The sequence below is a fragment of the Microcoleus sp. B13-B6 genome (assembly GCF_036705405.1).
Classification (GTDB): domain Bacteria; phylum Cyanobacteriota; class Cyanobacteriia; order Cyanobacteriales; family Microcoleaceae; genus Microcoleus.
The window spans coordinates 1-10,832 of sequence record NZ_JAUBUJ010000161.1 but is presented as its reverse complement, the minus strand read 5'-3'; the positions used below and the strand labels follow the sequence as shown (position 1 = coordinate 10,832).

Sequence of the window (10,832 nt, the reverse complement as noted above, 5' to 3'; positions counted from 1 at the left end):
CATTTTTTAACGTTATATGCTTGCTATGTAAGCATTATAACCTATTTTTATCGTATTTTATGTTTAAGTCCCGATAACTAGACTCATTGAGCATTGCTGAATCATTAGTTTTGAGGAAAATTTTATGATTTTTATAATCCCGATTATTTTGGGTGCTGCTGCTATAGCTGCTTCCGCTCTTGGCATTGGAGCTGGTATTGCAGGTGTTTCCGACATGAACGATGCAAAGGAAATGGGCAAGAGCGCTCAAGAACAGCATGAACGTGCTTGCAATCGTTTGAAAAACGAATGGGAATGCACTCAAAATCTTGCAGAAGAGTACGGTCAACTGCAACTAAATATCAAAATTCGTACAATTGGGCGATTTGTCAAATTTATTGAGCATATTGGTCAGCGTGGTTCTCTAAGCGACAAGCAGTTTTTGGAGGGATTAGAAGGCATTTCTATTCAGCAGATTAATGAGTACAAAACTGCGGCTTTAGAAGCAGAACAATTTGTCAAAGGTGGTTTTAAAGCTGCTGGGGCAGCAGTAGCGGCAGGTCAAGGTGCAGTTGGCTTGATCGGACTGTTTGGGACAGCAAGTACCGGCACTGCGATCGCTGGGCTCAGCGGTGCAGCAGCTTGGAATGCGACTCTTGCATGGCTGGGAGGTGGTTCTCTGGCTGCTGGTGGCGGTGGCATGGCAGTTGGTACAGTTGTACTTGGAGGTATTATGGTTGGTCCAGCCTTGGCAATTGGTGGCTTCATGCTTGCTGGTGAAGGTGAAAAAGCTTTGACAAAAGCACGAGAATATGAAGCCAAGGTCTATACAGAAATCGCTAAAATTGATGCTGCTAAAGACTTTTTGGAAATAGTCCAGCGACGGATTGATGAACTTAACTATGTGGTGAATAACTTGAACTCTCGTGCTGTTCTCGGACTTAACGAACTTGAATCCCAGGCATTTGAGCGAAATCAAAATGCAGATGTGCGTAAGTTGCAACAGGTAGCGCTTCTAGTAAAATCGCTTGCAGAAATTATGAAGACCCCTGTCTTAGATAGCGAAGGAAACCTCAACCCTGCGACTGCTAAAATCCAAGCTAAATACGGTACTATTTGAGGCAAGTTGACATGATAGCAAAAGAAGTTTCGCGAGGCATCTCAAAAATCACCAGTCCTGCTGAATGCTTACAGGAACTTGTCTCAGCTTACACTGAGTACAAGATGGTGGCAGAGCAGGAGCAGACTAAACGGCGTGAAATTGATGCCTGGGAAAAAACAACCATCGCTCAGATTAAAGCCCAGAGCGATTGGATGATGGAGTACCTCGATCGCTCATTTGATGAGCGTGCAGAAAATTTTCGCGATCTTTTTAGCGTAGTGGATTCGGCAATAGCTAGTGGCAATAATGAACAGTTAGCATTAGCTTTACATTCAATTACAGAAATAGCTAAGTCGAGTCCTTTCCAAGACCTTGCAAACTTAGCATCAGTAAAAGCTGCACTTAATGATCCAGACCATGAATGGGTGTTTTGATTCACCTTTATGAGTGTGGGTTGCCCCTTCACCTATCCCCTTAAATTGAAAAGCGATCGCCCTTAATCTCCAAAAGTGCGATCGCCTCCCATTCACCAAAAGTAATCTTCCATGATTTAATTAAAATAGCTAACCCTTTTTCACTACAAACTGGCATGGTCGGGTAATTTTGAGAAAGTGGGAGAAATAAGATGAACGTTACTCAATTAATAGAAACATTAAATGCTAATAAATTTATGCGCTCTGATGAGGAAGTGATGAGTTTTGAATACGCTTTAGCCGAACTTGCCCTACATCTTAACAGCGAATATTTGCCAGAACTCTATCTGGTTTTAGATGACAGATGCGAACAACATGAAGTCATGTATGGTCTCATTCATTTTCTGGAGTCTTTTGAACTCAAAGACCAGTTGCAGGCCTTTATTGATAGCATAGACCGGATGATTGTTAATGCTAAAGAATGGACAATGATTCTAATTTATGGAATCCTCAATCAGGATTTATCCCGTAATTTATATAGCCAGATGTTACATTCTACCGATTCTCCAAATCGGGATTTATGTACGCATTTGCTGCGCGAAATAGCCGCTAATGAATCCCCTCCTTTATCTTCCCATGCTGAGTCAGTTATTTCCAGCGCAACTGCGAATTAATATTGATGAAATTCAGAGGGATCTGTCGAGCTTTCTTAAACTCATCCAAGATGGGAATATCTTGGTACTCTTGCAAGACGATCGGCCAATAGCCGAAATTAAACCTATCAAATAAGATGCAAGCCGCTCTCAGGATGAGCGATCGCCCTTCACGTCCAAAAGTGCGATCGCCCTCCTCAAATTAGTTAATGGTATAATCATCGATCGCATACCATGCCGGAGTAAACCACTTATTTTGAATAATGGCACAGATACTTCTGAAGACACTCCAGAAGTTGTAGAACAGGATATAATAGACCAAACGATTGAAGTAGGAAGTGGTTGTGACTGGAGAGGCAGTGGAGTAGAACCTCAGTGGCATAATCCAAAATCCATCAAAGCCTACGACCATATCGATCGCCATCATGGCCCAAAACTGAAACCCCTTAATTTTAGAGGCAGGGCAGCATCCAAAAATCAGCCTCAAGGCCAGTGGCTAAACGATCGAGACTGGGTAAAAGCTGAACAAGTGACACCGAAATATCCCGGTTGTTACATTATAAATTTTAAGCGTTCTATTGGGAAAGTTCACTATCCCGATGGGAAAATAATTGAAAATGTTACCCATGCTTTTATTAAAAGGAAACCAGATGGAACATTCAAATCTGCTTATCCTGTTCTCAATGATGCTACGCTGTCCTCATTAGATAGGAGCGATGAAAATGAATAACTATATCAATTTTACAATCCAGTTAGAAAAACCTAATTGCGAACAATATGCTGACGCACCCGATGACTCATTAGGAGAACTTTCGCATTTTGAATTAGGTCTGAAACTATTTTGCTTTGAATGCGATCGCCCAGTATCAATAGAAATTGGTGAAGAAAAACTAAAAGTTTTTTTAGACCCCGATATCTGTATGCTCCTAGAAGATGAACTCCCCAAAAAAATTACTGAGTTATCCCAAGGGAAACCCATCAAAATAGAATTTGTTGAAAGTGTGTGCCTTACTCTTGAATTGCAGCCATTAACCAACGATAAAATTAGCTGTAATTTCAAAGAATTTGGATATTTATCTCCAAACCAGTTTACCCTAAAATCCAGAAATCAACACTTTGAACTGAATAAAACTCAAGTTATAACAGAGTTAAAGGGATTTGTCGAACAACTCATGGAAATGGCTCTAAATGGCGGCTATATCACCCGCGAAGAAAAGCAAGAATTCCTGATGCCACTCGGCGAAATTGCGCCTGCTTCGGCTATTTGTTAATTAAGTACGATCGCCCTTAATCTCCAAAAGTACGATCGCCCTTAATCTCTCAAAGTGCGCGCGAGCGTAGCTATCGCGTAGGGAATCACCCTTAATCTTACTTCCCTTAATTACAAAACAAACTCGGATCTACATGAAAGAAACTCCCCAGAATCAATGCCAGCTCTTTCCCAATATCTCGATCGCCATTAACCAATTCATACACTCTTTTTTCAGATCCAATAACTCCCACTAAGTCAGCAGGTTGTAACTCTCTTTGTTCCATCAAAAACAGCAATATTGAATTAGGAGTAGCTGTGGCTCCCGGTGCATAGTATTCTTGCTCAAATTTTTCAATTAATGCAATCAGCAATTCATATAACTCGTCTTCTTCAGGAGTGCGATCGCCCCGGTGCATCAACTCTTCCACCATAGCCAGAGCCTTCTCATTATCCGCTTCATTTCTAATTATTTTCGGCTGATACAAAGACAATAACTCTTTGTATTTATCTGGATTAAAAGTAAGGGTCATTTTTCCATTTCTCCTTATCATACTCGGCATGGGTGAGAATATATTTGATATAAATTAATTTGCTTTCATAATCAATACTAACTATTAATAGATAATTATTACCTTTGATATTAAAAACTGTAAACCCTCCAACAGCTTCGGCTTTAGGAAAAACAGATTGTACCTCAATTAAATTAGACCATTTAGCCTTGCTAGCAATTTTAAACCAGTTATCCAAAGCTTCCCCGCAATCAGCATGAGTTTCGCTGTATTCACGCACCCGTCGGTAGCTGATTATGTGCATCTACTATACGCAATTTAAACTAAGTTTTAGTTTAGCTCAACCAATTTCTTTGGTCAAGAGCGATCGCCCTTCATCCCAAAAAGTGCGATCGCTCTTTTAAAAATCCTAACTCCTGCTCAGACAGTTGACGTGCTAAACTCAGAGTATCGTCACAGCCACAAACAGAATGCAAACCATTACCATCACAATTCCAGACGATCGCCTGCACAAGCTCCAAGAAACCGCCAATATCCTCGGCCTTTCCCTAGAAGCATTACTGCTTGCCGGCGCAGAAAACTTGCTCGCACCACCAGAAACATCCTTCCAAAATGCTATGGAATACGTCCTCAAAAAGAATGCTGAACTTTACCAAAAGCTCGCGTAATGCGCTATCTAACTTTAACAGAAGTCTTAGAACTTTATCGGCGCATTATCGAGCAGTCTGGCTGCGCTGTCATATGGTTCCTAATTCTATTTGATAAATTCTGGCTCTGAAAAGTAAACTTTATTATGCCACAGTGCGATCGCCCTTAATCCCCAAAAGTGCGTGAAGCGTAGTTATCCCGTAGGGAATCGCTCTTAATCTAACTTCCCTAACTCTTTGTATTTGTCTGGATTTAAACAGTCCTAGACGCACTCCGAAAAAGAGTTTCTGGACCCCCACAGGGACGGGCTCTCCGGCCCATCCCACAATAAAACAGACTCTTTGTGGAACAGGCATCTTGCCTGTTCTAGATGACTGCAAACAACTACAAAAAACAGACTCTTTGTGGAACGGTTTCTGGGTCTCCACAGGGACGGGCTCTCCGGCCCATCCCACAATAAAACAGACTCTTTGTGGAACAGGCATCTTGCCTGTTCTAGATGACTGCAAACAACTACAAAAAACAGACTCTTTGTGGAACAGGCATCTTGCCTGTTCCTGACAAAATGCCACAAGAAAACTGACTCTTTGTGGAACAGGCATCTTGCCTGTTCTAGATGACTGCCAACAACTACAAAAAAACAGACTCTTTGTGGAACAGGCATCTTGCCTGTTCCTGACAAAAAGCCACACAGATTACGAATCCCGATCGAGCTTCAGCACAGCCATAAAAGCCTCCTGCGGCACATCCACAGTACCCACAGACTTCATCCGCTTCTTACCCTTCGCCTGCTTTTGCAGCAACTTTTTCTTCCGCGAAATATCACCGCCGTAACACTTCGCCAACACATCCTTCCGCAAAGCCGGAATGTGTTCCGAAGCAATCACCTTCGCGCCAATTGTCGCTTGAATCGGCACCTTAAATTGATGACGAGGAATCAACTCCTTGAGTTTTTCCGTCAACCCGCGGCCCACATTATAAGCCTTATCCCGGTGTACGATCATCGCCAAAGCATCAACCGGATCGCCATTAATTAAAATGTCCATTTTCACCAACGGATTTTCGCGATAACCGATGAGGTGATACTCCATGCTCGCATAACCGCGCGATCGCGATTTCATCTGGTCAAAAAAGTCCGTCACCACCTCCGCCAAAGGCAACTCGTAAACCAGCGTAGTTCGGCCTTGACTCAGATACTTCATATCCACAAAAATGCCCCGCCGACTTTGAGACAGTTCCATCAGCGCGCCCACATAAGTTTCCGGCGACAGCATTTCTACCCGCACATAAGGTTCCTCAATTTTCTCGCGATACTGAGGATCTGGCAAGTGGCTGGGATTGTCAATTGTTAACACTTCCCCTTTAATTGTTGTGATTTGATAAACCACAGAAGGAGCCGTAACAATCAAATCCAAATTGTATTCTCTCTCCAGTCTTTCTTGCACAATTTCCATGTGCAGCAAACCCAAGAAACCGCAGCGGAAACCAAATCCCATCGCACTCGAAGTTTCCGGTTCGTAAGAAAGTGCCGCATCGTTGAGTTCGAGTTTTTCTAAAGCTTCCCGCAAATCTGGAAATTGGTCAGCATCGATCGGGAACAAGCCGCAAAAAACCATCGGCTTTGCCTCTGTATAACCCGGCCAAGGCTCCGGTGCAGGCTTTTTGACCAAAGTAATCGTATCGCCGACGCGAGCATCAGCTACTGCTTTAATTGCCGCCCCCAGATAACCAACTTCCCCGGCGTGCAGTTCGTCTACTTGAACTTGAGTCGGTGAAAGGATGCCTAATTCATCGATGACATATTCCTTACCCGAAACCATCAACAAAACTCGATCGCCCTTTTTGACACTTCCGTCCATCACCCGGAAATACACAATTACCCCGCGATAAGGGTCGTAATAACTGTCAAAAATTAGCGCCCGCAGCGGTTTGTCAACAGTATCCTGCGGCGGCGGCACCAATTCGACGATCGACTCCAAAATCTCATCTATACCAATTCCTTCCTTAGCCGAAGCCTCAATCGCCCCGCTACAGTCCAGACCGATAATTTCTTCAATTTCCCCTTTTACCCGTTCCGGTTCTGCCCCCGGCAGGTCAATTTTATTTAAAACTGGAATAATTTCCAAATTGTTTCCCAAGGCAAGGTAGACATTTGCCAGGGTTTGTGCTTCCACGCCTTGAGATGCGTCTACCACCAGCAGCGCCCCTTCGCAAGCAGCGAGCGATCGCGACACCTCGTAAGAAAAGTCCACGTGTCCCGGAGTGTCGATCAGATTGAGTACGTACTCCTGACCGTCCTTGGCAGTATAATTCATCCGAGCCGCTTGCAGCTTGATCGTAATGCCGCGTTCGCGTTCGAGATCCATATTGTCTAAAAACTGCTCCTTCATCTCCCGTGCCTGCACAGTCCCAGTCGCCTGCAACAGGCGATCGGCCAAGGTCGATTTTCCGTGGTCGATGTGAGCAATAATCGAAAAATTACGAATGCGAGATACAGGGACGTTAGTCATGTTTTTTATCGAAGAGCTAATCGGCAAAGGATACTTTTTGTTGTATGATTACACAAGCAAGAGTAGAGTGCTTACTTCAACCTCTTACTGGGGATTGAGATGAAACCACAACTGAGGCAAACCTCAAGAGTATCAGTTATTAGCCTTTCAAGTGTCCGATCGAGCCCGGACACCCAAAAGGAAAAAACTTTTCTCTCTCTCATTGTACAGAAAGCGGTTAAGCGGTTGAGGAAAGGTTGGGTGCAAATCAGGGACTGCCAATATCTAGTCCAGTCGGTTGTCATCAAAAGAATTGAAACTTAAGAATTAAAACTAGGATTTTTAAACTATGAGCGAATCAAGAATACCTTCCCACAGTTCGTCAGAAAAAGTCGAACTGTCCATCCATATCGATCCTGAACTGCTAGACCAAATTAAGCACTTGACGAATGACCCCAGCAAAGTCATTGAAACAGCAATCAAGCAGTGGCTCCGAGGCGAGCGCCGGGAAGACGAGCTGGCTCTGAGTTTACGCCGCAACCCCCCAGTCCCGCCGCGTGGTGAATGGAACGACTGAGGTGCTCTCGCCCCAGACGGCGCGCGCAAATCTGCGGGGTGTGAAATTTAGATCGCACGGGCGATCTCCTGCAGATTTCGTGGCTAAAGCTACAGGTGGTGGGCGAGTGAACTCGGCTCAATCACAACCTCGGAACTATTCTAGGTGAGGGAAAAAATGCGTGAGCCATTTCCCGACTTGAGTTGTTCGCAGCCTCATATTTTGGCGTAATTTTCACACTTGATAGTTAATCGGTGCAGATTCCTAATTTCTCAATCTTAATTTTTATCTTTAAATTACCCAAAACGGCTGAGAACGAAGAGTTTTGAGTTTAGAGTTGAGCTCAGAATTAAATAATTAATATTTTATGAGTTCATTAATCACTCAAAAGTCAATAGTAGAAGCCTAAAAATATTGCGAATTGTTAGTTTTGAGCGATTAATGTTTTAATGAAAAAGCCAAAAACTTTTTAATTGATTAATAACTCACAAATTAACAGTAGAAGCCCCAAACAATGGGGAGAATTGAGTCCTTTATTAAAAACTCAATTCTCCCAAATCCGAACTACTTTCATCCCCTACTCTGATGGACTCTAACACAGATTTCCGGCGATCGAGCCTCGCCTCTACAGTTTTTTTTCAAGAGTTAGGGGCAGAATTAGTATTTACCCAAGACGCCTCTGGTCGATATCTATCTTTTTACTGGCAAAAAGCCGAGCAGTACAACCTTACAGCAGAACAAATTGTCGATCGCCCCCTCAGCGAAACCCTGCAACCCATCCCCCCTGCGCCTTATCTCGATATCCTGCGGCGGGCGATCGAAACCCTCGTACCGCAACGCTTCAGCTATCCATTTTGCCACGCCGGACAATATTTTCTCTTCGATTTGACACTCACTCCGGCGATCGACTCAAACGGCAAAGCTACAAAAGTCTTAGTTATGGGAAGGCTGCTGTCTGACAAACCCACAGACAGACGGCCAGACTCCCCAGAATTCATGCTCTATCGAGCTTTGCCATCCCCCTTGGACGGCCGTCAACAAATGTCGCTTCCAGCGAGCCGCATCCCCGCTCGATCGCTCCCTCCCTACTCGGAAATCGACCGTAAAATCATCTCCCAAATCGCTCAAAACCTGCACAAAACCCTCGATTTAGACACAATTTGGCAACAAACTGTTAACAGTTTGGGTCAAGTTTTGAACGCGAGTCGCTGCATCATCTGTTCCTACAAAAAAGACAGCGAAAATCTCGAAACATCCCCCTTCCTTGCCTCAGAAAATCAGCAAAATTCGACCGCCGCAGCAGCCGAATTACAACAGTCCATAGCTAGCGACCCCTCGCTCCGGCTTTCTCCCGCTCAAATCGAAAATCTCCAATCGAAAACTTTTAAAGTAGTAGCTGAGTACCGCCAAGAAGCTTACTCTTCTATGCTGGGATTAGAACTGCGCGCAGCCGAACAGCCAGGGTGGATTCAAACTTTAGCCACCTTAAAACCAGTAGCAGTCGATTACGCCTCCCCCGCCACCGATCCCTTCTACCGCCATTCCGTGCTCGTAGCAGCTACCTCCTATGAAGACCAACCCAATGCACTGATATGTTTGCACCGCTGCGGCAACTCTCCGAAATGGAGTCCTGTCGAACTCGAATTCGCCCGCGAGTTAGTCGCTCAAGTCGGCAGTGCGATCGCCCACGCTACACTTTACCAAGAATTAGAACAGGCTCGCGCCGAAGCCGTGGCTCTTTCCCAACTTAAAAGTCAATTTCTTGCTAATACTTCTCATGAACTCCGCACCCCCCTCAACGGCATCCTCGGCTTCCTAAAACTGCTTATGGACGGCATGGCAGATGACCCCGAAGAAGCGCACCAATTTATCGAAGAAGCTTACCGCTCAGCAGTACATTTGTTCAATGTGATTAACGATATTTTGGATGTCGCTAAAATCGAAGCTGGCAAAATGGAGTTAGACCTCGCTCCCGTCAAACTCGGTGAACTTTTGCAACAAGTTGAGGATTTTACACGGGTTCAAGTCGAGCAAAAGCGATTGCAATTTCAAATCCAAAAACCCCCTGTGGAGGACGAGATTATTGTGTATGGCAACTACCAACGCCTGCTTCAAGTAATCTTGAACCTCACGGGCAATGCAATTAAATTTACCGGGGAAGGGGGAATTCGCATCAGTGCCGAGGTTATTAAGAAAAAGGTGACTGTTCACAACCAGCAGTTCCCCGGAATGGTAAAAATTCGAGTCGCTGATACTGGTATTGGCGTTTCTCTCGACAAGCAAGATAAATTATTTGAGTCCTTTTTTCAGGTGGACGGCGATCGTACCAGGCAATACGGCGGCACCGGTTTGGGATTGGCTATTTCTCAAAAACTCGTAGAAGCAATGGGGGGTACAGTAAATTTTTACAGTATGGGGGAAGGGCTGGGAGCTACTGTTACTTTTACTGTGCCGCTTTATCAAGAACCACTATTTAAAAATTAATCATAGCGGTTCCGGTGCAACCGGAATCATTGTTGACTGTTGACTGTTGACTGTTGACTGTTGACTGTTGACTGTGGACTGTTGACTGTGAGTAAAAAAATGAAAATTGCGCGAATTATTTGTTGGCAGCTTAATTCCACTTTACGCCCCACGATGAAGCGCGGATTTGATATCATTCCGGCGCAGCCGGAATTGATATTACCAATTACCAATTACCCAACTGTACCTTACTCACTTAAAAATTGCTATATTCCTGTATCCGTGAGTTCCGTTTCGTGAATAAAAGTCATCGATAATTGGTATAGTCATTTCAAATAAATGTGAGACAGAGGTAAGATCATGATAAAATCGATAAAAATACTTAATTAGAAAAAAATGGCTTACAGTCTAGACCTAAGACAAAAAGTAGTCAATTATGTAGAAAATGGAGGGAGTATAACGAAAGCGGCCGCCATATTTAAGGTAGGAAGAGCAACAATTTATAGATGGTTAGGTAGGGAAGACCTTCGACCAACTCAGGTCAACCACCGTCAACGAAAGCTAGATTGGGAAGCCCTCAAAAAAGATGTTGAAAAAAATCCTGAAGCAAGATTAGTAGAAAGAGCAAGAACTTTCAGGCGTCAGACCGAGTGCCATCTGCTATGCCTTAAAAAAACTGAAAATTACCAGAAAAAAAAACAACTTCGCTATCAAGAAAGAAATAGAGAAGAAAGAATGAAATACTACAGAAATCTGAGAGAATTAATT

The 10,832-nt window shown here is 43.9% G+C and carries 14 protein-coding genes; 10 read left to right on the top strand and 4 right to left on the bottom strand.

Annotated features, from left to right (window positions below; genetic code table 11):
* Nucleotides 1–124 precede the first annotated feature (124 nt).
* From QUB35_RS36875 to QUB35_RS36855, 5 genes are all read left to right on the top strand, one after another.
* The gene (locus tag QUB35_RS36875; RefSeq protein WP_333147707.1) at nt 125–1,099 is read left to right on the top strand and encodes a hypothetical protein; all 975 of its coding nucleotides are present in this window, start codon (nt 125–127) and stop codon (nt 1,097–1,099) included.
* 11 nt (nt 1,100–1,110) lie between these two features.
* Complete coding sequence (locus QUB35_RS36870) at nt 1,111–1,515, top strand: hypothetical protein (protein ID WP_190740856.1); 405 nt, start codon at nt 1,111–1,113, stop codon at nt 1,513–1,515.
* A gap of 191 nt (nt 1,516–1,706) precedes the next feature.
* Complete coding sequence (locus tag QUB35_RS36865) at nt 1,707–2,168, top strand: Imm30 family immunity protein (RefSeq protein ID WP_333147705.1); 462 nt, start codon at nt 1,707–1,709, stop codon at nt 2,166–2,168.
* 235 nt (nt 2,169–2,403) lie between these two features.
* A complete protein-coding gene (locus QUB35_RS36860) occupies nt 2,404–2,877 on the top strand; it encodes a hypothetical protein (protein WP_333147703.1) in 474 nt (157 codons plus the stop codon).
* Nucleotides 2,870–3,418, top strand: a complete 549-nt coding sequence (locus QUB35_RS36855) for a hypothetical protein (RefSeq protein ID WP_333147701.1) — start codon at nt 2,870–2,872, stop codon at nt 3,416–3,418. The genes QUB35_RS36860 and QUB35_RS36855 overlap by 8 nt, the downstream gene beginning before the upstream one ends.
* A 106-nt stretch (nt 3,419–3,524) precedes the next feature.
* Here QUB35_RS36855 and QUB35_RS36850 read toward each other — a convergent pair whose 3' ends face one another.
* A complete protein-coding gene (locus QUB35_RS36850) occupies nt 3,525–3,929 on the bottom strand; it encodes a transcriptional regulator (RefSeq protein ID WP_333147699.1) in 405 nt (134 codons plus the stop codon).
* A complete protein-coding gene (locus tag QUB35_RS36845) occupies nt 3,913–4,212 on the bottom strand; it encodes a type II toxin-antitoxin system HigB family toxin (protein WP_333147697.1) in 300 nt (99 codons plus the stop codon). The genes QUB35_RS36850 and QUB35_RS36845 overlap by 17 nt, the downstream gene beginning before the upstream one ends.
* Before the next feature lie 166 nt (nt 4,213–4,378).
* Between QUB35_RS36845 and QUB35_RS36840 the strand changes: the two genes are divergently transcribed.
* Nucleotides 4,379–4,576, top strand: a complete 198-nt coding sequence (locus tag QUB35_RS36840; protein WP_333104164.1) for a DNA-binding protein — start codon at nt 4,379–4,381, stop codon at nt 4,574–4,576.
* Between the two features lie 123 nt (nt 4,577–4,699).
* Here the strand turns inward: QUB35_RS36840 and QUB35_RS36835 are convergent, their stop codons facing one another.
* On the bottom strand, nt 4,700–4,912 hold the full coding sequence (locus tag QUB35_RS36835; RefSeq protein WP_333147695.1) for a hypothetical protein: 213 nt from the start codon (nt 4,910–4,912) through the stop codon (nt 4,700–4,702).
* Between the two features lies 1 nt (nt 4,913).
* On the opposite strand from QUB35_RS36835, the gene QUB35_RS36830 reads away from it, so the two are divergent.
* Nucleotides 4,914–5,117: a hypothetical protein gene (locus QUB35_RS36830; RefSeq protein WP_333147693.1), complete on the top strand. Its 204-nt coding sequence runs from the start codon at nt 4,914–4,916 to the stop codon at nt 5,115–5,117.
* A 134-nt stretch (nt 5,118–5,251) separates the two neighbouring features.
* On the opposite strand, the gene lepA is transcribed toward QUB35_RS36830, so the two are convergent.
* A complete protein-coding gene (gene lepA / locus QUB35_RS36825) occupies nt 5,252–7,066 on the bottom strand; it encodes a translation elongation factor 4 (protein WP_333147691.1) in 1,815 nt (604 codons plus the stop codon).
* A gap of 328 nt (nt 7,067–7,394) precedes the next feature.
* On the opposite strand from lepA, the gene QUB35_RS36820 reads away from it, so the two are divergent.
* From QUB35_RS36820 to QUB35_RS36810, 3 genes are all read left to right on the top strand, one after another.
* Nucleotides 7,395–7,622 (top strand): hypothetical protein, encoded by a 228-nt coding sequence (locus QUB35_RS36820; protein ID WP_333051858.1) that lies wholly within the window; start codon nt 7,395–7,397, stop codon nt 7,620–7,622.
* A gap of 564 nt (nt 7,623–8,186) precedes the next feature.
* Nucleotides 8,187–10,085, top strand: a complete 1,899-nt coding sequence (locus QUB35_RS36815; RefSeq protein WP_333147689.1) for an ATP-binding protein — start codon at nt 8,187–8,189, stop codon at nt 10,083–10,085.
* Between the two features lie 375 nt (nt 10,086–10,460).
* Nucleotides 10,461–10,832: IS630 transposase-related protein (locus QUB35_RS36810; protein ID WP_445252133.1), on the top strand; the 372-nt coding region annotated here is incomplete at its 3' end.